This is a genomic window from Butyrivibrio sp. TB (assembly GCF_900110805.1).
Classification (GTDB): domain Bacteria; phylum Bacillota; class Clostridia; order Lachnospirales; family Lachnospiraceae; genus Butyrivibrio; species Butyrivibrio fibrisolvens_C.
The window spans coordinates 116,652-138,405 of sequence record NZ_FOER01000007.1 but is presented as its reverse complement, the minus strand read 5'-3'; the positions used below and the strand labels follow the sequence as shown (position 1 = coordinate 138,405).

22 protein-coding genes are annotated in these 21,754 nt (G+C 39.0%); 21 read left to right on the top strand and 1 reads right to left on the bottom strand.

All coding sequences use genetic code 11. The annotated features are described in order from the left end of the window. The first annotated feature begins 46 nt into the window (after positions 1–46). The 16 genes from BMX21_RS06550 (at position 47) to BMX21_RS06475 (ending at position 13,693) form a co-directional block, all read left to right on the top strand. Entirely contained in the window at positions 47–661 is a 615-nt protein-coding gene (locus BMX21_RS06550; RefSeq protein WP_092042561.1) for a Type 1 glutamine amidotransferase-like domain-containing protein, read from the top strand. Between the two features lie 75 nt (positions 662–736). Then, positions 737–1,192, top strand: coding sequence for a GNAT family N-acetyltransferase (locus BMX21_RS06545; RefSeq protein ID WP_092042558.1), 456 nt, complete (start codon positions 737–739; stop codon positions 1,190–1,192). A 539-nt stretch (positions 1,193–1,731) separates the two neighbouring features. After that, positions 1,732–2,544 carry an alpha/beta fold hydrolase gene (locus tag BMX21_RS06540; RefSeq protein ID WP_092042555.1) on the top strand — a complete coding sequence of 271 codons (813 nt, stop codon included), beginning with the start codon at positions 1,732–1,734 and terminating at the stop codon, positions 2,542–2,544. Then, on the top strand, positions 2,545–2,982 hold the full coding sequence (locus BMX21_RS06535; RefSeq protein WP_092042552.1) for a GNAT family N-acetyltransferase: 438 nt from the start codon (positions 2,545–2,547) through the stop codon (positions 2,980–2,982). Between the two features lie 246 nt (positions 2,983–3,228). Further along, entirely contained in the window at positions 3,229–3,729 is a 501-nt protein-coding gene (locus BMX21_RS06530; protein ID WP_051216895.1) for a cupin domain-containing protein, read from the top strand. Positions 3,730–3,819: 90 nt separating this feature from the next. After that, positions 3,820–5,484, top strand: coding sequence for an ATP-binding protein (locus BMX21_RS06525; RefSeq protein ID WP_092042549.1), 1,665 nt, complete (start codon positions 3,820–3,822; stop codon positions 5,482–5,484). 123 nt (positions 5,485–5,607) lie between these two features. Further along, positions 5,608–6,360, top strand: coding sequence for a hypothetical protein (locus BMX21_RS06520; protein WP_143057212.1), 753 nt, complete (start codon positions 5,608–5,610; stop codon positions 6,358–6,360). 132 nt (positions 6,361–6,492) lie between these two features. Then, positions 6,493–7,119 (top strand): methylated-DNA--[protein]-cysteine S-methyltransferase, encoded by a 627-nt coding sequence (locus tag BMX21_RS06515; protein WP_092042544.1) that lies wholly within the window; start codon positions 6,493–6,495, stop codon positions 7,117–7,119. 80 nt (positions 7,120–7,199) lie between these two features. After that, complete coding sequence (locus tag BMX21_RS06510) at positions 7,200–7,478, top strand: hypothetical protein (RefSeq protein ID WP_092042541.1); 279 nt, start codon at positions 7,200–7,202, stop codon at positions 7,476–7,478. Positions 7,479–7,594: 116 nt separating this feature from the next. Continuing rightward, on the top strand, positions 7,595–8,485 hold the full coding sequence (locus tag BMX21_RS06505; RefSeq protein WP_092042539.1) for an AraC family transcriptional regulator: 891 nt from the start codon (positions 7,595–7,597) through the stop codon (positions 8,483–8,485). A 203-nt stretch (positions 8,486–8,688) separates the two neighbouring features. Then, entirely contained in the window at positions 8,689–9,234 is a 546-nt protein-coding gene (locus tag BMX21_RS06500; protein WP_027206028.1) for a prolyl-tRNA synthetase associated domain-containing protein, read from the top strand. A gap of 292 nt (positions 9,235–9,526) precedes the next feature. Next, positions 9,527–10,156 carry a Holliday junction branch migration protein RuvA gene (gene ruvA / locus BMX21_RS06495; protein WP_092042536.1) on the top strand — a complete coding sequence of 210 codons (630 nt, stop codon included), beginning with the start codon at positions 9,527–9,529 and terminating at the stop codon, positions 10,154–10,156. An 88-nt stretch (positions 10,157–10,244) separates the two neighbouring features. After that, positions 10,245–11,288 carry a Holliday junction branch migration DNA helicase RuvB gene (gene ruvB / locus BMX21_RS06490; protein ID WP_177173955.1) on the top strand — a complete coding sequence of 348 codons (1,044 nt, stop codon included), beginning with the start codon at positions 10,245–10,247 and terminating at the stop codon, positions 11,286–11,288. An 87-nt stretch (positions 11,289–11,375) separates the two neighbouring features. Continuing rightward, entirely contained in the window at positions 11,376–11,693 is a 318-nt protein-coding gene (locus BMX21_RS06485) for a CHY zinc finger protein (protein ID WP_092042533.1), read from the top strand. Positions 11,694–11,716: 23 nt separating this feature from the next. After that, entirely contained in the window at positions 11,717–12,910 is a 1,194-nt protein-coding gene (locus tag BMX21_RS06480; RefSeq protein ID WP_092042531.1) for an MFS transporter, read from the top strand. A 105-nt stretch (positions 12,911–13,015) separates the two neighbouring features. Continuing rightward, positions 13,016–13,693, top strand: a complete 678-nt coding sequence (locus BMX21_RS06475) for an HAD family hydrolase (protein WP_092042528.1) — start codon at positions 13,016–13,018, stop codon at positions 13,691–13,693. 39 nt (positions 13,694–13,732) lie between these two features. On the opposite strand, the gene BMX21_RS06470 is transcribed toward BMX21_RS06475, so the two are convergent. Further along, positions 13,733–15,727, bottom strand: a complete 1,995-nt coding sequence (locus BMX21_RS06470; protein WP_177173954.1) for an RsiV family protein — start codon at positions 15,725–15,727, stop codon at positions 13,733–13,735. 289 nt (positions 15,728–16,016) lie between these two features. Here BMX21_RS06470 and zapA point away from each other — a divergent pair, with 289 nt between their 5' ends. The 5 genes from zapA to BMX21_RS06445 all read left to right on the top strand — a co-directional run bounded on the left by zapA (position 16,017) and on the right by BMX21_RS06445 (position 21,749). Continuing rightward, positions 16,017–16,448: a cell division protein ZapA gene (gene zapA / locus BMX21_RS06465; RefSeq protein WP_022753125.1), complete on the top strand. Its 432-nt coding sequence runs from the start codon at positions 16,017–16,019 to the stop codon at positions 16,446–16,448. Positions 16,449–16,605: 157 nt separating this feature from the next. Next, entirely contained in the window at positions 16,606–17,964 is a 1,359-nt protein-coding gene (locus tag BMX21_RS06460; protein WP_092042522.1) for a peptidase U32 family protein, read from the top strand. 58 nt (positions 17,965–18,022) lie between these two features. Next, the gene (locus tag BMX21_RS06455; RefSeq protein ID WP_143057211.1) at positions 18,023–18,904 is read left to right on the top strand and encodes a hypothetical protein; all 882 of its coding nucleotides are present in this window, start codon (positions 18,023–18,025) and stop codon (positions 18,902–18,904) included. 19 nt (positions 18,905–18,923) lie between these two features. After that, entirely contained in the window at positions 18,924–20,285 is a 1,362-nt protein-coding gene (locus tag BMX21_RS06450) for an FtsW/RodA/SpoVE family cell cycle protein (RefSeq protein ID WP_092042516.1), read from the top strand. Between the two features lie 45 nt (positions 20,286–20,330). Next, positions 20,331–21,749: a peptidoglycan D,D-transpeptidase FtsI family protein gene (locus tag BMX21_RS06445; protein ID WP_242952887.1), complete on the top strand. Its 1,419-nt coding sequence runs from the start codon at positions 20,331–20,333 to the stop codon at positions 21,747–21,749. Positions 21,750–21,754: the final 5 nt, after the last annotated feature.

Below are 21,754 nucleotides of genomic sequence, written 5' to 3'. Positions count from 1 at the left end.
AATTTCAAAAATATACGCTTTTGAAAGAAGGAAGGATTTATAGTCAATGAGAACACTTTTTTTGACATCAAGCGGTTTGAACGAAAATACCAGCGATGTATTTTGGAAATGTATAAATAAAGATCCGTCAGATACGAAAGTTGTTTTTATCCCTTCTGCATCAATCAGAAACGATTCTGCGAAAGAGGGCATTGCAGTATGCGTTGAACGTCTTATGAATATGGGAATACCGTTTGAAAATATATTGATCTATGATTTATCTCTCTTGATTTCTGCAGGGTATGAAAGAACATATTCCGGATATATTCAAGATATTCCTGTAACGCTTAGGCTAATGAGCGTGTCAGAGCTCAACCAATTTGATGTTATTGTTTTTAGCGGAGGAGATGCAGCTCTTCTGCTAGGTGAATTAAATAGAACCGGATTATCGGACAAAATAAAACAAGCATTAGAGAATGGTTTGATTTATTTGGGAATCAGTGCGGGAAGTATGGTTGCTGCTGGTAATTTCTCGGATGGATTAGGGTGTTTGGAGAATCCAATAATACCGCACGCAGATAAAGGTATCTCTAGCGGAGAAGTATCTGGAAAAGAACCGATATATTTGTCTGATGGTCAAACTATTTTGATCAAAGGTGAACAAAAGACAATTATCAGTTAAGAGAAAATTCAGAACTTCTTATATATCAGGAAGAATGGGGGATTTGTATGTTTTTCAAAATAAGAGGATTTAAAGATGGTGTATACAATTAGAATAGCAATTCCAGAAGATGAACAGAGAATTCGAGAATTGTTTATAGAAATGCTTCAGACAATTTATCATACAGAAGATGTTGAGGGCTACGAACCAGGCAGTTTGGATCGATACTGGACCAATGGTGAAGAACGTATTCTGGTAGCAGAGGATGAATCTGTAGTGGCGTATTTATCGATTGAAGTTCATCATGAGCCGGAAGCAGATTATATCTATCTTGATGATTTATCTGTGACAGAAAGCTATCGAGGTCATGGAATCGGAAGCGCTTTAATTCATGAAGCAGAGACCTATGCATATGAAATTGGTATACATCACATCCTTTTTCATGTTGAAAAATCTAATACTGATGCATTTAGATTATATGAAAGGCTTGGTTATAAAGTTTTCCGTGATGACGGAAACAGATATATGATGAAAAAAGATGAGTATAGATAGAGAGATAATCATACGAAAACTGGGATTTTAAACCAGAAGATTATTTCGTAAAAAGTGAAGAAATAGTACTGGGGCATAAATTAGTGGTTAAAGATCATAAAACTGATTTTTGAGGAAGTAGCAACTTCAAGTTTGTGGTTTATGCTTGGTCAGCCGGTGGTTGATATCTGGGATCTACTTTCAGCTTTTTGCATTGTTATTGTTGGAGTAGCCTGCATTGTCTATGACCGCAAAGCCATGAAAACAATTTAGCATTCTCTAAGGCAGAGCTTGATGAGTATAAGGATCAGATACCGACTCTATACGATGCGATTGTATTTGATATCATCTGGTTCTGCCATGATCCCTACTTTGTTTTCAAAGGTACCGAAGACATGGTAGATGAGTATCACAATTATTGGTTCCATATTAAGGGTTTTTTTATAGGAGAAGGATTGGCGCTTGTGATATGTGCTCTTTCGGGGCTGGTTGTGCAGTTTGTTTTGTGAAATTTTTTATTTGCGTAGAAAAAAGATTTAGTCAGAGATAGAGGAGCTTAAATGCGGAAGAATGGTTGTGTGGCAGTAGGTGATACAGATATGTATTATGTGGCCTTCGGCGAAGGCAAAAAGACACTGGTTGTTTTGCCAGGTTTATCAGATGGATTGTGGACTGTAAATGGTAAGGCATGGCTACTGGCAGGCTCATATAAAAAATTTTTTAAAGATTACACAGTCTATATGTTCAGCAGAAAGAACAATCTTCCGAAGGAGTATTCCATAAAAGAGATGGCTGATGATCAGGCAATGGCTATGAAGAATCTTGGAATAGAAAGGGCAATAGTGATGGGAGTATCTCAAGGAGGAATGGTATCACAGTTCCTTGCAGCAAACTATCCTGATCTTGTAGAAAAACTAATACTTGTTGTTACAGCTCCATATGCCAACGATATTATAAAGAGCGTGGTAACAAAGTGGATTGATATGACCAGCAATGACACTCATACCAATCTTATGCTTGATACGGCGGAGAAGGTTTATACCAGGGCGTATAACGAAAAGAATAAGAAAATCCTTCCTTTAGTAGCAAGAATAACCAAGCCTGCAAGTTACGACAGATTTCTCACAAATGCCAATGCAATATTGAACTTTGATGCCAGAGAAGAACTGGCCAAAATAAAGTGCAAGACTTATATCATGGCAGGCAATAAAGATAACACTGTTGGGAATGATGCTCCTTATGAGCTGAAGGCTGGTATTGCTGATAGTGAATTAATAATTTTTGATGGTCTTGGACATGGGCTTTTTGAGGAGGATAAGGATTTCTATAATAAAGTATTAGATTGTTGTGAAGCTATACAAGGAGAGACTTAAATGATTATACGAGAATTAGATGAATCATATTTTGAGAATATAAAAGAGTTATTTAAATCGGTATTTAGCGCTCCTCCGTGGAATGAGGAGTGGAACGATGATCAGCTTGATAATTATATCAGGGATTTGATCGAAGTCAGGCAGCCAATACTTTACGGATTATTAGATAATGATGAGCTTATTGGAATGTCTATAGGCAAAGTAAAACACTGGTGCGGTGGCACAGAATATTTTATCGAAGAATTTTGTATTCGTGGTGACAAACAGGGTAAGGGATGTGGGAGAAAATTCTTTTCACTGATTGAGGAAAAGATCAAAGACAAAGGACTTGATACTATATTCCTTATGACGGAGAGAACCCAGCCTGCATATGAATTTTACAAGCATATAGGTTTTACAGAACTTCCAGATCTGACATCTTTTGTAAAGGAGTTATAGGATATTGGCTCCACAACTAATCGGAACAGGAGATTTAAAGAAAGTATAATTATGTATCGCTTCGTGGATTTATCAGTATTATATGGAATGATAGACATATGCTTGCTATGAGTTTTATTGTCATGTTCTTTGTGATTTGGATAGGTGAAGAAATTGCACATGGATGTAAGAAAGAACGAAATGCAGCGAAAGAAGTTCAAGCGAAGATTTAAAGATAAATTTTATTAATATAGAGGTAGAACATCTGTGAATGCAATTAAGATGAGCAAAAGAACAGAATTTCTCAAAAATAAATATTCATTGGAAAGACATCCGGAAGGAGGATGGTTTGCAGAAGTTTATACTTCTCCCTTTGATCATGAAAACAGAGCTTTAATGGGAAGTATTTATTTCCTTCTCGAAGGAGCTGATATATCCCATTTTCACCAGATTGACTGTGATGAGATCTGGTATCACCATGAGGGATGTGCATTAAAGATTACCATGATAATAGATGGAAAGGTCAGTGAGAGTATCATAGGTACTGGCGAAGACCAGACTGCCATGGCAGTTATACCCAAAGGTGCCATATTTGCAGCGGAGAACCTTGATAAAGATGGATACTGTTTTATGTCTTGTGCCACTACACCGAAATTTATGTATGATGGCTTCAGGTTGGTGTACGAAGAAGAAATAAAGAGTCTGTGCCCTGATATGTTTGAAAAATTAGCGCATTTAGCGTTCTCTAAGGAAGAACCGATTGTATGAAAACTGCAAGAATGATAATATTATCTATAGATGACGCATGCAACTTGATATGTATTGTAGCAAAGACTTAACCCTAGGAGAAACTAATCAATGACCAAAGCGATATCAACTTCGATATATTCTTTTAAAGATTTAATTGAGAATAATTGCATATATGTTGATAAGACCAAATATTTATATGATATTATTTCAGCTCCTAAGGGACAGTTCTTTTGCTCACGTCCCAGAAGATTTGGCAAGAGCCTTACAATTTCTACTCTCGAGGCTATTTTTTGTGGACAAAAGGAATTATTTAAAGATTGCTACATCTATAATGAAACTGATTACGATTGGAAAAAATATCCTATTATTCGCCTGGATTTTGCTAAGGCTAATTTAAGTAGTATTGAGCTATTATCTTCATGGCTCTTACAGACTTTGAATGGTATTGCTAAGGCCAACGGGATAGAAGTCAAGAATACAGATCCAGCGCTTTTGTTTGGGGAACTTATCGAGGCTTTATATAAAAAAGAGAATCAGACAGGAGTTGTGGTTCTTGTTGATGAATATGATAAGCCTATAATGGAGCATTTGGAAAATGAAAATGAAGCAGAAATGTTCCGCAATTTCATGGAAACATTCTATCAGATGATAAAAGGATACGAACAGTACGAGCGCTTTGTGTTCATGACAGGGGTTATTAAGTTTGCTAAGCTCTCAATATTTAGTAAGCTTAATAGCTTAACAGACATCAGCATGGATAGAAAATATGCATGCATGTTTGGATATACTGAAGATGAATTGGAAACGTATTTTGGTGAGTATATTGAAGCTTTGAATAAAGAGGGAATATATGATGAAAATCGTAATAAGCTCGATTATGCCAGCATTCTCACCACACTTAAGAGATGGTATGACGGTTTTAGATTTTCACCAAGGGAAGAGAGTGTATATAACCCTGTTTCAATAGGATCTTTCTTTAGAAATGAGGGGATATTTTCAAATTATTGGTTTGAGACAGGAACACCAAAAGTGCTGATAAAGACCATGCAGCAGATACAGATTACGTTGGATGATGTCAGAGACCCTATTATTTCCAGAGATACTTTTAGTGTTTTTGATATTACAGAATTTGCTTTCTCGTCAGATGGAATAAAGAATGGCAATGCCAGAAGAATAATTGGCAAGCAGAAATTCCTACAGTTATTGTATCAAACAGGATACATGACTCTTGGAGATGTTCCTGAGGATGGATTGAGCGATTCATATTATCCTATGCGTTTTCCTAATAAAGAAGTTAGGGATTCGTTCCAGAAAAACATAGTTTCTTTGTTTGTTGATGAGGATCCTGCGGATTTTTCTGCAACAGTAGATTTGATAAAACGTGCTGCAAGAGAAGGAAAGAGTAAAGATATTCGCAAATACATGGAAAATATATTTGCGAATATCCCATACACAATCCAAATTGCAGAAGAAAAGTATTATCAATCCATAATGTATACGGTATTTCTGCTCTGTGGAATGGATATTGATCCTGAGGTGGCAACTAATGTAGGAAGAATAGATGCTGTTTTGGATGCCGGTGAGCATATATATATTTTTGAATTTAAGTTTGAAAAAACTGCAGATGAAGCATTGGATCAAATTGAAAGAAAAAAATATGCTGAAAAATATTTAATAAAAGCGGAAGAGAAAGGGCAGACCATTCATAAAATAGGTGTTGAATTTTCATACAACAAGGATCAGAGGAATATCATTGAATGGGTAGAGGTTTAGTAGGCTTCTGCTTTGAATAAATTATTGTCTGGCATGTATTTTGTATCAGGCGGTAAGTTTAATGACTTACCGCTTGATTTTTTAGGGCAAGTTAACGATAAATATTGGTTTTGAGGAAATGTTTTGAAAATGGAAAGAAAGTATTTTAAAGATATAGGTTATAAGCCATTCCTATTTTATATAGTCTTTGGTGTATCCGGAGAAGACCTGGAAGTATCTCGAGAGAAGCACAAAGTTGATGAACTCCCGGAGGGACTCGATATCCGAATATTCACTAGAGAAGCTCATGGAGAGTGGATTGATGGATGGTTCACCGGTACATATGGATCTGTATTAAAAAAAGCTGATGCCTCTCTTTTTGAAATATGCCAAAGTGCAGATATATGTACAGTTTTGCAAGGAACTATCAAAAATGATGCGACGCTTGATTACATGAGAAATGTAATTGGTATCATCCAGGCTTTTATCGATAAAGGCGCGCTGGGAATCCTGGATCCGCAAACAATTGCTATGTACTCGCCTGATCAATGGACTGACAGATTTTTTGATAAAGAAGTGAATGCTCAGAACCATGTTGTTATTTTGTCTTCTGAAGATAGTGATGGATATTGGCTCCACACAAGAGGAATGGCAGAATTTGGAAGACCTGATATAGGAATAAACTGTGTTCCGGAAGATAAGATCCATGATTATACTCAATTGATCAACCAAATGATCTATTACGGAGGACAAGGCGTCTTCTTTGAGAACGATACGCGCTTACATACTTCTGATGGGAAAACATTTGTTATCCATCCGGAATTCGTGAATGATTTTGATAATGATGATTACAACAACGCCTATTACAATGTTACGATAATAGAAGACATTCAATAATCTTCATATGGTGATGGGAAGTTTTACGTAAAGCTTTCTAAAGATGATGTTGTACATGATAAGGCACTTTCAGAGATTAAGAAAATGATTTGATAGATTCGATCCGAAATGTTTTTTGACTGGGAGAAGAACATGCGAACACGAGAAGAGGCTTTGGCTTATGGTTTATCATTTGAATATACCTATCAAGAGGCTCCATTTCATGATCAGAACTGGCAACTTATAAGAGTTAAGCCCAGAAAGAAGGCCTTCTTATGGTCGTATGAAAAGGATGGACAGATATGCCTGAATCTAAAATGTGACCCGGAATGGAGGGATTTTTGGAGAAATACATATAAATCTGTACAACCTGCTTATCATCAGAACAAAGAGCACTGGAATACAGTTATTCTGGATGGTTCTATTCCCGATGAAGATATCAAAAGGATGATAGCAGAAAGCTATGACCTTGTTACAGACTCTCCAACAAGGCGCATATACGAAGCGGTAAAAAAGATCCCAAAAGGAAAAGTCGCAACCTATGCTCAGATAGCGAAGATGGCCGGAAATCCTAAGATGTGCAGGGCAGTTGGGAATGCTTTGCACAAGAACCCGGATTTTGAAAACATTCCATGCTACAGAGTTGTAAACTCCAAGGGAGAACTTGCCGGAGAATACGCTTTTGGAGGTGCCTGGGCTCAGAAAGAATTATTAGAAGCAGATGGAATAGAAGTTATTGATGGTAAGGTTGATCTGTCAAAATATGCGATTGAGATATGATGATTTAGATATATGCGCAGGAGTAAAAACGTTTTAATTCCGGTTTGTTTGAAAAATCAGTTTTTGGAACAGGCATAAATATGAGCTTAAAATCTATACTAAAAGAATTATTTAAGAGTGACTACAAAATAACTAGCATAAAAAGATACGATTCCGGCTTGATCAAGGCTCAGACATCTTCTTTAAGATGGGGAGACGATTTTTCTTTGTTATGCAAAAAAGAAGAGCAGATCCCTTACGCTAAGAAGTGCCTGGCTTTTTTAGATGCCATGCAGGAAGATATGGGAAAGCTAGAATCTCTTTGGGAAGAACCAGGCGAAGAAGAATATGATGTCTTATATAAGGTAGATAGAAACTAAACATTAAGATAAATCGTGGCTTTTAGAACTGTTACTATAGTTGACAAAACTACGCAAAGTAGGAAATGTAACATTTTTTCATCCCATCTATAATTGCATCACAGGAGAGGAAAAGTATGGAGTGGATATCGTCTTTGCAAAAAGCAATTACCTATATGGAAGAGCATCTTCTTGAGGAAATCAATTATGAGGATGTTGCAAAGCATGTGCACATTTCAAGCTACGAGTTTCATAGAGCTTTCAGCTTCCTAACAGGAATCACAGCGAATGCTTATATCCGAAATCGAAGATTATCTCTGGCCGGAAGTGAAATAGTAGATACTGATATCAGAATCACTGATATTGCATTGAAGTATGGGTACGATACTCCGGAAAGTTTCACAAAAGCTTTCACCCGTTTCCATGGCATATCACCCAGTGTTGCCAGGGAAGGTAATGCCAAATTAGTACTTTTTAATCCTCTTGTAATAAAAATTACAGTAGATGGAGGAAAAACAATGAAATACAAAATCGTACAGGCAGAAGCGAAGAAATTTATAGCATTGGTAAGGAGTTTTAAAACAGAAATCATAAATGATGAGGCCAATCATGATGTGGCGGATTTCTGGGCAGAGTGCAATGCCAAGCAGATGCTTTCTCCTATATGGATGCTTAGGGAGGATGGAAAGCGTGACCTATACGGGCTATGCTCACCAACTACTGAAGACTCTGATACTTTTGATTATGGTATTGGAATCATCGTTGATGAGGATACTGCCGATTACAATCCGGAAGAAATCAAGAAAGCAGGCTTTAGAATCTGGGATGTCAATCCAGGTACATATGTAGTTTTTGAGTGTAAGGGTGAAAACGGAGACTGCATAGCTAAAACCTGGTCTCAGTTTTATAAAAAGTTCCTTCCACAATCCGGCTACGAAGCATCTGAAGAGACTGATTACGAGCTGTACTTTGATAGTGAGCATGAGGACCTCTTCTGTGAACTTTGGATTCCTGTAAGAAAGAGGTAATAGATGGATAGACCAATCACAACATTGTTCATGCTTATGTCTGTTGATGGGAAAATAAGTACCGGAGCATCAGGAAATACAAGGAAGTTTTTTGAGTTGGTAGCAAGCTTATGACTATAGGTGCCTATAGCATAGATTTATGTCAGTATAGATAAAAAACAAGCATGGTGGAATCTTTAGTGGAAAAGAAGAGGTATTATCACATGGAATTATATACAGGAAGACCTGCAGATGAAAAAGGGCGACTTGAAAGGGAGCTGCGAGTTTATAACTATCTTGACAAACTCGGAATAGAATATAAACGTGTAGACCATGAGAGCGCTACAACTATGGAGGCCTGCCTTGAAGTTGACAAGGCACTTGGAACTTTGATGTGCAAGAATCTGTTTCTTTGTAACAGACAAAAGACAAGGTTTTATCTGCTCCTTATGCCAGGGGACAAGAAGTTTAAGACCAAAGAGCTTTCAAGCCAGATAGGCTCTGCCAGATTATCTTTTGCTGATGCGGATGATATGCTTAAGTATCTTGATATAGAGCCTGGCGCAGTCAGTGTCATGGGACTTATGAATGATAAGGATAAAGCGGTCACGCTTCTAATAGATGAGGATGTTATTACTGGCGAGTATATCGGGTGTCACCCTTGCGTATGCACTTCCAGTATGAAGATCAAGACTTCTGATATCATGGATAAGTTCCTACCTGCAACTGGGCATGATAAGCAGATTGTACATCTTGTAGGAGAGGACTGAAGCTGAAAAATACCTTTTATCTGGTGGCTAGTGACAAGGCGTAAGGATATGAGAGAAAGGCCGGTGGGTCAATTCTTCCAAGTTGGTGCATCCATGCGTCGGTCAATATCTGTTCGGGATTATTCTCAGCATTTATGTTATAATTATATCGGTCTGCGATGCAGACCGTTTTTTTGAATAAAAAACTAAAGCTTTCCTCATGACATTGATCAAGTGGTAAGTTAAAAACAAATAGAGTGCTTGCTCTTTTGAATAATATGAACGAGCTTGCACACTTATAAAGGGAGATCTTATGATAGCATATGTTCAGGGGATTCTTGAAAATCTCGAAATAGATAAAGCGGTAATAGACGTAGGAGGAATTGGATACGAGGTCAATATATCCGCATCAACCTGCGACAGAATGCCGGGGCTTGGAGATAATGTCAAGCTTTATACATATATGAATGTGAAGGAAGATGAGATGAGTCTTTTTGGCTTCCTTACAAGAGATGAGATCCGCATGTTCAGGATGCTCATCACTGTAAGTGGTATAGGCCCTAAAGGTGCACTTTCAATTCTTTCTGTATTTGATACAGATGATCTTAGATTTGCAATCCTTGCAGGCGATGTCAAGACAATATCCAAAGCCCCCGGCATTGGCAAAAAGACTGCAGAGCGCCTTGTACTTGAACTTCGTGACAAGATATCCAATGCAGATATCACAGGCACAGAAGGTATAGGACAGGCAGCAGGCAGTGCATCTACCGGCAAATCTTCAGGCGAAGATGCATCTTCAAGAGATGAAGCCGTGGAAGCTCTCGCTGCCCTTGGCTATAATGCTACAGACGCCATGAAAGCTGTTAGAAAAGTTCTTTCAAACTCTGATGAAAAGCTTGATACCGAGGCTATATTAAAGCTAGCACTTAAAGAACTCTTCTAAAAAAGTAATGCTTGATAATAATAAGGTAGGTGTCAAAAGTTCCTTTTGATCCTTACATCATAATAATAGTTAAAACACGAGGATAGATATGGCCAAAAGAACCATTCAAACAGAAAAAAGTTCAAAAAATATGATGGATGCCGGCTTTACCGGAGAAGATGCAGGCGTTGAAAGCTCTCTTCGTCCCAAGAGCCTTGATAAATACATAGGTCAGGAGAAGATCAAGAAGAGCCTTAAGATCTACATAGAAGCTGCTAAGGAACGTGGAGACAGCCTTGATCACATTCTTTTTTACGGACCTCCCGGACTTGGTAAGACAACTCTTGCACAGATCATGGCTCATGAGATGGGAGTAAATATCAAGATCACATCAGGCCCTGCAATAGAAAAGCCGGGAGAGATGGCAGCAATCCTTAACAGCCTTCAGGAAGGTGATATTCTATTCGTTGATGAGATCCACAGAATATCTCGCCAGGTAGAAGAAGTGCTGTATCCAGCTATGGAAGACTTTGCAATAGACATCATGATCGGCAAAGGCCCTACAGCAAGATCTATCCGTCTTGATCTTCCAAGGTTCACTCTTGTTGGAGCTACAACAAGAGCGGGTATGCTGTCTGCGCCTCTTAGAGACAGATTCGGCATGATCCACAGGATGGAATTCTATAATGAAAAAGAGTTATCGCAGATCATAATCCAGTCTGCAAAAGTCCTTGGAATCGAAGTTGGCGAAGAAAGCGCCATAGAGATGGCAAGAAGAAGCCGTGGAACACCCAGACTTGCAAACCGCACACTTAAACGTGTACGAGACTATGCTCAGGTTAGGAATAATGGTATTGTTTCAATTGATATAGTAAGAGAAGCTCTTAATCTACTGGAAGTAGACGATATGGGACTTGACCACACAGACCACGAGATCTTAAAGACTATGATAGAGAAATTCGGCGGAGGCCCTGTTGGTCTTGACACTCTGGCAGCTGCTATAGGTGAAGATGCCGGAACTATAGAAGATGTATATGAGCCCTATCTTATCAAATGCGGATTCATCAATAGAACTCCCAGAGGCCGCGTGGTAACACAACCGGGGTACGAGCAGATGGGGCTAAAGATGCCGGAAGACTCTGATAATAAATGATATAAAAGTCCTGGTTGGGGCGTGTAGTATCCTCAATAAATAGAACTAAAAAAGATATGAAATAAAAAATTAGGATATATCAATAATATGGATTGCATTAAGATAATATATGGCATTCAGACTGATAGTGAAGGCCGGTGCATTCATTATCACAGTCATAAAGATGTGATAGCCAATAAATGCAATAAATGCGGTAAGTTTTATGCCTGCTATAAATGCCACGATGAACTTGAAGACCATAAATTTGAGCCTGTAGATCCTGATGAGAAGGATACAGTTATGTGCGGCGCTTGTGGAAGGCTTTATAGCTATAATGAGTATTCATGTATTGAAAGGTGTCTTGACTGCGGTCATGAATATAATCCGGGATGTTCTTTGCATAAATCTATATATGCTGCAAGGTAAAATGATTTGATTTGGAGTTTGATATGCAAAATAAAAATAAATACAATAAGACACTACTTGCCTGTTATCTTGGTTTTGTAGTTCAAGCAATCTGTGCCAATTTTGTTCCGCTGCTTTATATTGTATTTCACGATAATTACAATATTTCATTTGGACAGCTGGCGCTTATTTCAACGACTTTCTTTTTTACCCAGCTTATAGTTGATTATATATGCGGAAGAGTTGTAGACAAGATAGGATATAGACCTAGTATTGTTGCTTCGGAGATAACTTGCTGCGCGGGATTATCACTTCTTGCAGTACTGCCGGATATAATGCCGTCGCCTTTTATAGGTATACTTATCTGTGTCACGATATATGCTATAGGTAGTGGTCTTATAGAAGTTCTGGTGAGTCCTATAATCGAAGCCTGTCCTTTTGATAATAAAGACGTTATGATGAGTCTTCTTCACTCGTTTTATTGTTGGGGAACTGTAGGCGTAATCCTTATTTCTACAATATTTTTTAAATTCTTTGGAATAGGTAACTGGAAGTTACTGGCTATTCTTTGGGCTATTGTCCCATTTTATAACATCTTTAATTTTGTAACCTGCCCTATAGAAAAACTCGTGGATGATGGTCAGAGTATGACTATGGGAGAGCTGCTTAGATCAAAGATATTCTGGCTTTTTATATTGCTGATGGTTTGCGCAGGATCTTCTGAGATATCTATGTCTCAATGGGCATCTGCTTTTGTAGAGTCGGCACTTCATATGTCCAAGGCAGTTGGAGATCTTGCAGGCCCTTGCGGATTTGCTGTTCTTATGGGAATAAGTAGAACTTTGTACGGCAAATTTGGCGAGAAGATTGACCTTACAGGCTTTATGATCGCTTCCGGTATTCTTTGTTTGATATGTTATTTACTGGCAGCTTTGTCCAAGGCGCCTGTAATGGGACTTGTTGGCTGCGCTTTATGCGGATTTTCAGTTGGTATCATGTGGCCCGGATCCATTAGCATATCTTCTAAAGTTATCCCAAGGGGAGGTACAGCGATGTTTGCACTTCTTGCTCTTGCAGGAGATTTGGGCGGTGCTTCAGGACCTGCGATCATAGGCTATGTATCCCAGTTTGCAGGCAACAACATACAGGCCGGGATTCTTTCCGGCATCGGTTTTCCGATTGTCTTGGTCATATGTGTACTGGTTATTAAAAGAGTAAAAAACAATGATATTCTATGAACTGATGAATCTATATATTGCCTATCCCAGTAAAACCCTTGGTGATACTGCACCGTCCAAGTGGAAAGTTTGAGTAATTAATCTTAGTTTTTTGGAGTGTTATTTATGAGTTCTAATATAGCAGTAATATTCGATATGGACGGCGTCCTTCTTGATACAGAGATGATATATATGAAAGCCTGGGAAGAGCGTGCGAGGCAGACTTTACTTGATGTGGACTTTGTACGAGATATGGTTCTTGCCTGTACAGGTACTACATCTGCCATGACCAAAGAGATCATGATCCAAAGGCTTGGCAGTATAGAGGCTTATGAAGAAGGTTTTACATATACAAGAAACTATTTTCACAAATATATTAATGACAATGGTATACCTGTAAAAAAATACGTTCGAGATATCTTGCAGTATCTAAATAGTAATAATATACCAACAGGCCTTGCATCATCCACGAAAGAAGCTGTCGTCAGACAGGAGATAAGCGAAGCCGGAATTATCGACTATTTTACAGTGATACTTGGAGGTGACAATGTTGTAAACGGCAAGCCTGCCCCTGACATATTCCTTGACTGCGCGTCAAAACTGAAAGCGAATCCCAAGAACTGCTATGTGATAGAAGATTCTTTTAACGGAATAAGAGCAGCATATGCGGCTGGCATGCATCCTATAATGGTTCCTGATCTGAGGCAGCCGGATGATGAGATCAGATCGTACTGCGAAGCTGTACTTCCTGATCTTAATGAAGTTATGGCTTTTATAAGAAGTAAGCTTAAGTCTGATCAGTGATGCCGGCTCGTACAAGTAGGAAGGTTTACTGACGATAAACTAATTCCCCAGATTGATAAGTAGCGTCAGTTCATCATATGGGACTATGATCTGCGGGTATCCTTCGGCATAGGGAGAGATTTCGTATGAGGCAAATCTTACACCCACACCCTCCGGTGTCAGGAACCAGTTGAAATCATTGTCCGTATAGGAATCGCGTATCTGCTCAATAGTCCCATCATATCCGCTAAAAAGTGATCCCTCATCAAGATCGTACACATGATCACATACAAGCTCTACAAATTCTGATTGTGACTGACCGATGACATCGCTAAGCGCAAGAATCTTCCCATCTTGCATGTCAAGAGTATAAGAGTACTGCCAGCCGATACCATGAGCACCTCCCCAGTACTGATAATCACTGGTAGTCAGGCATACATATCTTGAATCATAGTAGCTAAGTCCTGCGTAGCGATATGTATAGTTATATGGATATATATCCATAGGAGAGTATTCATCATAGGCATCCTGACTTAAAGCTATCTCCCCGGCCTCTTTTACAGAAGACTTGGCCATATCTGTAACATCCAGATTGTCAAGTATTGTCTCATTGAAAGATATAAAGTCATCTGATGTTGCCGGAAGCTGTGGTACTACAAGGTCAGAATAGAAAGTCATTACATCATAGTTATCATCTGTGTAGAAATAAGCATTGTGGAGAGTCTTAAAGGTTATGCCATACTGTTCGAGAATACCCACGCTTGATTCAAGTCCATAATCAGGAGATGCCAGTACGATTTGGCTGCTCATATTATCATAAGGCATATAGCATAGACTATAACTTGAATCGGCGTAGTTGAGATACATCAAGCCTTCCTTGGTAAAATTTAAAACCTTAAGTCCGAAATCATTGTCCGGATCTTCACCTTCTGTGATATTCACAAGAGGTTCTATGCTACCATCAGACAGGCTTATCTTCAAGATGTCATATACATAATTTGGAACAGGATTTTCTGTAAGAGGGTGCCTTATCATTACAAAAATATTGTTGTCGTCATAATCAATAACACTAAAGTAAGAAGAATGCGCATATCCCATGGATTTAAGTTCTTCTTTGGTAAGAAGATCGTTTCTCTCACCTGAATTTATATCAATTGTATACAGATTATTATCAATAAGATTATTGCTCTGAATCATTACAAGCTTGTCTTTTGTGATTGCAGCTACATCATCTCCGCTTATATCAGCAATTTTTCTGGCATTATTATTGTCTTTTGGAATAAAATACAAGGACGCCTGATTGCCTGCGCTATCTGTAGTATATATGCCTCCATAATAGTCTATAGAAGAAGGCGAGTAGATATAATCGCCAAAATCAAGATGTACAGGAACAAGGTTATCACCAAGGCTTAGATTAAGATCTGAAAAGTCAGCGCATTCTTCACCCAAAGAGCCGTCGTCATTTATCTTATAACCTTCGAATAAGATGTTATTGTCAAGGTCAAAACTATAGACATACAAAGCACCATTATGTATATCTATACCACTTGTATATCCGACCTTAGTCTTATAAGAGAGCTTGGAGATAGCTCCGTTTATGTCTATTCTATATACATATTCGTTGTAATCGGCAAGATCTTCACCGATCAGATATATATTGTCATTGTATATTAGGATATTATCAGGATGGCTTGCCTGTAGATCTAGACCATCATTTGGAAAAAGACATACAGTCTCATCAGGATTTTCTTTAGATGTACGCCATAATTTGGAATTAAAGCAATAGTAATAGTAGCTTTCGTCTTCTTTTATTTTCTCATTAAAATTAAGTTTCCTTGACTGGGAATTAAGATTTATGGTACCATTTGTAGCTTCTGTGGTATCAGGACCAAAAGATGCGGCCAAGTTGCTATTATCAGATGAGTTGTCTGTAATGCTGCTAGAAGAGCCTGACTCTTTAAAGCCTATCATAGGAGATGTGCATGAACATAGCGAAAGTGTAAGAGTAAGAGATGTTGTCAAAAATAACCTGGAGAATTTACCATTTTTACTCATAAATACCAACCTCATTATGATATGTATTATTAAGGGGAATCACATAAGGATGCACTTCTATTCCCCGTTTACAGGATGTAAACAGGGGATGTCCAGAAGTACAGGGATGTACTTCTATTTCCCCGTTTACAGGAAGTAAACAGGGAATGTCCAGAAGTGCATGGATGCACTTCTATTCCCCTCATATAATGTTTGTTATAATATACAATCCTTGGTTGCGTCAAGGCTTCCATGAGTTTATAATCATAATGAGACTTTGAAAGTTCAATATTTCTGGGGAGGAAGATCAATGGCAGCAAAAACCGATGCACAAGTCATCATTGGCGGAAGAGTGCTAACATTAAGCGGTTATGAAAGTGAAGAGTATCTTCAGAAGGTGGCATCATACCTTAATGGCAAGATATCAGACTGCAGCAAGATTGAAGGATTTAACAGACAGCCTGTGGATCTTCAGGCGATCCTCCTTCAGCTCAATATAGCAGACGATTATTTTAAGGCCAAGAAGCAGATATCTCTTCTTGAAGAGCAGGCCACAGAGAAAGAGAAAGAACTCTATGACCTAAAACATGAGCTTATAGCTTCTCAGATCAAGCTTGAGAACACTGAGAAGAATGTAAAAAATCTTGAAAAGAATCTTGAAGAGGATTCAAGAAAGATAATACAGCTTGAAACAGAGTTAAAAAACAAAGTCACACCTATAGGTTCCGGCAAAAGGCATTAAGCCATAAGGCGCCTGTTTTACTCGCGACATGAGGTTAAGTATGAAAATGTTCCATTTTCATACCCAAATTAGTGTAGGAAGCTCCACTAATTTGAACCATTAGCCGCTCACTTTGTTCGCGACATGAGGTTAAGTATTGTGTGATACGAGGAATTATATGAAAGATTTACAACGCCCGGAGCTCCTTGCTCCGGCCGGTAATTATGAAGCATTTTTAGGTGCGATATCTGCAGGAGCAGATGCCGTATATCTTGGCGGCCAGAAGTTTGGCGCCAGAGCCTATGCTGACAATTTTGACACGCAGCAGGTCATTAGAGCTATAAATTATGCTCATCTTTATGGCAGGAAGCTTTATATGACTGTTAATACGCTGGTCAAGGAAGAAGAATTCGATGACCTGTACGATTATCTTGCGCCTTTCGCACAAGCGGGGCTTGATGGAGTGATCGTACAGGATTTTGGTGTTTGGGGATTTGTAAAAGAGCATTTTCCAAACGTTGAGCTTCACGCAAGTACTCAGATGGCTGTAACAGGCGTATATGGAGCCAAGCTTCTTAAAAATATGGGTGCAGTAAGAGTTGTTCCTGCTAGAGAATTGTCGCTGCAGGAGATGATCGACATCAAAGAAAAGGCCGGGATTGAAGTAGAAGCCTTCATCCACGGAGCTATGTGTTATTGTTATTCCGGCATGTGCCTTTTTTCCTCAATTGTAGGAGGCAGATCCGGTAATAGAGGAAGGTGCGCACAGCCCTGCAGACTGCCATATATTGTTCATGGCGGATTATCACAAAGCACTAATGACAGGAACTTTTCCGCAAGCGATAACACAAGCGAAGATGATGAGTATTATCCACTGTCCCTTAAGGATATGTGTACTATAGAGATAATTCCAAGTCTTATAGAAGCAGGCATTGACTCTTTCAAGATTGAAGGTCGTATGAAAAAGCCCGAATATGTCGCCGGAGTTGTATCTATATACAGAAAGTATATAGATAAGTATCTTGAGGATCCTAAAGCTCCTTTTAAAGTTGATCCCAAAGATCTTGATGTATTAAGACATCTGTATCTTAGGACTGAGATAAGTCAGGGCTATTATCAAAGACATAATTCCAGAGACATGGTAACATTGTCATCTCCCGGCTACAGCGGTTCTGATGATAGGCTTATTGCAAGTATCAGGGATATGTATCTTACTGGCGAGAAGAAGAGAAATATCGAGGCATACGGATATTTTCATCCCGGATGCGAGTCAATGCTGACTTTGAGCTTGGGTGATGTGTCTGTAACTGTATCCGGACAGGTTGTTCAGGAGGCTTCCAAACGTCCTTTGTCCAAAGAGGATTTGGCGCAGCGTATCATGAAGCTTGGAGATACATTCTTTGAACTAAGAAAAGAGAATCTTACAATCGATATGGATGAAAGTGATCCTGGTATCTTCATGCCGGTTAAAGAGATCAACGAACTTAGGAGAAGTGCCTGCGAGAGGCTTTTGCAGGAATTATCCGGGAAAGCTTAAGTTTATCGTAATAAGGATATTCGAGTATCAAAACAAAAATACTAAAAAAATAAATAATATGAAAAAAATTATAAATAAACAACTTCATATTCTGGTCAGCAATATGGAACAGCTCAAAGCTGCTGTTTCTATGAACATGAGGCCTCAGCGCTTATACATTGACTATCATATGCTTTTGGATGAGGTTCCTTCGCTTGTTGAACAGGTATCAGATGATATAGATATCTATGTGGCACTTCCATATATGATGAGAAATGAGACCGGCCTTGAAGGAATCAGGGATATACAGCGCATTTGGAAATCCTGCAGTTCTTTTTCCAAGGGATTTCTTGTAAGGAATTTGGAAGAACTTGCATTTCTTTCTTTAAACGAAGACGGAACTTTTGATGGTCGTATAATATGTGACTATGGTATCTATATGTGGAATCACGGCGCAGCTGATCTTTTTTTGGGACAGATGCGTGTTGATGAAGGCTGCATACCGTATGAACTTAACAGACATGAGCTTGGTGAATTCCTTAAGTCTGTGGATGGCAAAGCTGATTATGTCTTTTCTTCCTGTATATACGGATATATACCTATGATGGTATCTGCCGGATGCGTGAAGAAGACTATGAATAATTGCTCCGGACGGTTTGGAACCAACTATACGGCATATGACGGTATTACAGACAGGAAGAATAATTCCATGAAGGTGCTGACAGACTGTCGCCAATGTCTTAATATCATCTACAATAGTGTTCCACTTTCTCTTCACAAACAGATAGAGAGCCTATCTAAAGAGAATGGTATTACTGCTTTCAGGATTGATCTTACGACAGAAAGTGGCAGGGATGCTAAGCTGATATTGAATTTCTGGGAGGAGCTCCTTGAAGGCGGCCGTGGCGAAGCTCCATATAAGGAATATACTACTGGACATTACAAAAGAGGAACAGAGTAAAATTGGGAGAAGTTTTTGAATGAGGTTATATGTTGTTGAGATTTCGAAGTATGTTATCGCCATACTTAGCTGTCTCTTTGCAATGTGCGGTTTTATCGCACTTAAGTTTAAGAGTGAGAAAAAGAGAGCACCGATATACGCACTTCAGATAATCATGCAGGTAATTATACTTGTTCTTAGTTTTATTACCATAGTATTACGTACCGGTAACTTAAACTATATTTTTTATGGAATAGGTATAGTGCTTGTATTGTCGAGTCTTTTGCTTTTATTCAGCGCATTTTTTCCTGATGGCAATAAACTGATCATTAATAATGCCGCCTTTCTTATGATGACATCTGTCATCATGCTGATGAGGATAGATTCCGGTAAGGCATTACGGCAGATGATCATTGCAGGTGTATCCATCGTTGCAATGTTTATTGTATGTGAGATTGTATATAAGCTGCCGGTATTAACAAACCTTACGTGGGCTTATGCGATTTTGGGAGCTGTTTTTCTCGGAATCGTACTTCTGTGCGGTTCAATTACCAATGGTTCATATATTTCTTTTACCGCCTTCGGTGTTACATTCCAGCCTTCTGAATTTGTAAAGCTTATCTTTATATTCTTTTTGTCGTGCGTTTTGTGCAGGGCTGCAACTATCAAGGAAGCATTGATCACTTTCGGAGTAGCTATGGTCTATATTCTTATCCTTATGATGAGTAGAGACCTGGGTGCATCTGCGATACTTTTTATCATATATCTTGCAGTTTTATTTGTAGCATCAAGGAATCCTGCCTATCTTCTTGCCGGAGTGGGGATAGGCATGGTCGGAGCTATTGCTGGATTTATGCTTTTCAGACACGTAAGAGTCCGCGTGCAGGCTTGGCTTGATCCATGGTCTACGATTGAATCAACAGGATATCAGCTTACACAGTCACTTTTTGGCATAAGTTCAGGCGGATGGTTTGGACTTGGGCTTTTTAAGGGCAATCCTCAGACTATTCCTTACGTAGAAGATGACTTTATCTTTTCTGCTATATCAGAGGAGTTTGGCATTATTTACAGTATCTCCATGATACTTGTTGTGATATCTATGTTCCTTATGATGCTTTTGGAAGCATCAAGGCTCAGGGATAGATGGTCCAAATATATTGACTGTGGTATTGCAGTATGGCTTATCTTTCAGACTTTCCTTACAGTAGGCGGAGGATCTAAATTCATACCTCTTACGGGTGTCACACTTCCGCTTGTAAGCTATGGCGGAACCTCTCTTATGGTCACAATGTTGTCTATAGGTGTATTTGAAGCAACATGTCTTATAAGAGTTGATGAACATTATGAGGCTCTGGAGAGATACAGACAAGCTCAGGCAATGTCACACGATTATCAGGACTGATGGACATCTTTGGTCTAAGTATATAGCCTATGGAGGCAGACAGATTTGAATAACAATAAAGCAATCACATTTTTAGCTGTATTTTTTACCGGGCTTGTTGCTGCAATGCTTGTGTATATAGGCTGGTACAGCTATGCTAACAGAGTTGAATTCGTAATGAATGATTATAACAAGCGTGCATCTCAGCTTCAGGAAGAAAATAGCAGAGGATCCATAATATCTTCTGATGGCAAGGAACTGGCACTTACAGTAACTGACGAAGAGGGCAATGAAGTAAGGTCTTATCCTTATTCCAATCAGTTTGCTCATGTTGTAGGTTATGCAGACATGGGTGGTATGGGGATAGAAAAGTCGATGAAATACTACCTGATCAACTGTAATTCATCGCTTGCAACCAAGGCTTCTTATGATGATAAAGGACTTAAGTTCCCGGGAGATAATGTATATACCACTATTAATGCAAGCCTTCAGGTCCTTGCATATTATTCTCTTGGAGATTACAACGGAGCTGTCATCATCTCGGATCCCAATACCGGGGCTATACTGGCTATGGTTTCAAAGCCTGATTTTAATCCCAATACGATCAAGGCTGACTGGAATACACTATCCAATGATAAGACTACAGCCGCTCTTGTTAATAGAAGTACTCAGGGATTGTATCCGCCGGGATCAACCTTTAAGATTGTTACTTCATTGGAGTTCTTGCGAGAGAATCCTACTACATATGGCGAATATACATTTTCATGTAAAGGATCTCTTACTGTTAACGGAGCTTCTATCAAGTGTTATCACAATCAGGTTCACGGAGACCTTGATTTTTTCTCATCATTTGCCAAGTCCTGTAACTCCTCTTACGCCAATATCGGTCTTTCACTTGATCAGACTATGTTTGCGAAGACTTTGGATGAACTTATGTTCAATGAGGATCTGCCGGTTGACTTTCCATATTCAAAAAGTATAGCAACTGCAAGTACCTCTCTTTCAGCCGAAGACAAGATGCAGCTTTCGATAGGTCAGGGAGCTACCAGCGTATCGCCTCTTCATATGAATATGATAACAATGGCAATAGCCAATGGCGGAACACTTATGAAGCCTTATCTGGTATCCGGTGTTAAGTCAGCTGATGGCAAGACTGTAGAAACTTTTGACCCTCAGGAATATGGTCAGCTTATGACTTCAGACGAAGCTGCGACTCTTACTCAGATGATGGAGCAGGTGGTGCAGTCAGGTACAGCTACAGGTCTTGCAGACTCTCCGTACAATGCAGTAGGCAAGACAGGCTCAGCGGAGTATTCATCATCGTCTTCAGATTCACATGCCTGGTTTACCGGATTTGCTCCTAAGGATGATCCGCAGATTTGTGTTACAATAATTATGGAAAAAGCAGGAAGCGGCGGACATATGGCTGTTCCTGTTGCTAAGCGTATATTTGATGAGTATTTTGGAGTTAATTCTTTGAATTAATGGGA

Bases quoted from the DNA above. Each gene is read 5' to 3' on its own strand.
- BMX21_RS06540 (WP_092042555.1), top strand. From the start codon at position 1,732: ATGCGGAAGAATGGTTGTGTGGCAGTAGGTGATACAGATATGTATTAT.
- ruvB (WP_177173955.1), top strand. From the start codon at position 10,245: ATGGCCAAAAGAACCATTCAAACAGAAAAAAGTTCAAAAAATATGATG.
- BMX21_RS06470 (WP_177173954.1), bottom strand. From the start codon at position 15,727: ATGAGTAAAAATGGTAAATTCTCCAGGTTATTTTTGACAACATCTCTT.
- ruvA (WP_092042536.1), top strand. From the start codon at position 9,527: ATGATAGCATATGTTCAGGGGATTCTTGAAAATCTCGAAATAGATAAA.
- BMX21_RS06545 (WP_092042558.1), top strand. From the start codon at position 737: ATGGTGTATACAATTAGAATAGCAATTCCAGAAGATGAACAGAGAATT.
- BMX21_RS06525 (WP_092042549.1), top strand. From the start codon at position 3,820: ATGACCAAAGCGATATCAACTTCGATATATTCTTTTAAAGATTTAATT.
- BMX21_RS06480 (WP_092042531.1), top strand. From the start codon at position 11,717: ATGCAAAATAAAAATAAATACAATAAGACACTACTTGCCTGTTATCTT.
- BMX21_RS06500 (WP_027206028.1), top strand. From the start codon at position 8,689: ATGGAATTATATACAGGAAGACCTGCAGATGAAAAAGGGCGACTTGAA.
- BMX21_RS06515 (WP_092042544.1), top strand. From the start codon at position 6,493: ATGCGAACACGAGAAGAGGCTTTGGCTTATGGTTTATCATTTGAATAT.
- BMX21_RS06550 (WP_092042561.1), top strand. From the start codon at position 47: ATGAGAACACTTTTTTTGACATCAAGCGGTTTGAACGAAAATACCAGC.
- BMX21_RS06460 (WP_092042522.1), top strand. From the start codon at position 16,606: ATGAAAGATTTACAACGCCCGGAGCTCCTTGCTCCGGCCGGTAATTAT.
- BMX21_RS06505 (WP_092042539.1), top strand. From the start codon at position 7,595: ATGGAGTGGATATCGTCTTTGCAAAAAGCAATTACCTATATGGAAGAG.
- BMX21_RS06535 (WP_092042552.1), top strand. From the start codon at position 2,545: ATGATTATACGAGAATTAGATGAATCATATTTTGAGAATATAAAAGAG.
- BMX21_RS06475 (WP_092042528.1), top strand. From the start codon at position 13,016: ATGAGTTCTAATATAGCAGTAATATTCGATATGGACGGCGTCCTTCTT.
- zapA (WP_022753125.1), top strand. From the start codon at position 16,017: ATGGCAGCAAAAACCGATGCACAAGTCATCATTGGCGGAAGAGTGCTA.
- BMX21_RS06485 (WP_092042533.1), top strand. From the start codon at position 11,376: ATGGATTGCATTAAGATAATATATGGCATTCAGACTGATAGTGAAGGC.
- BMX21_RS06450 (WP_092042516.1), top strand. From the start codon at position 18,924: ATGAGGTTATATGTTGTTGAGATTTCGAAGTATGTTATCGCCATACTT.
- BMX21_RS06455 (WP_143057211.1), top strand. From the start codon at position 18,023: ATGAAAAAAATTATAAATAAACAACTTCATATTCTGGTCAGCAATATG.
- BMX21_RS06510 (WP_092042541.1), top strand. From the start codon at position 7,200: ATGAGCTTAAAATCTATACTAAAAGAATTATTTAAGAGTGACTACAAA.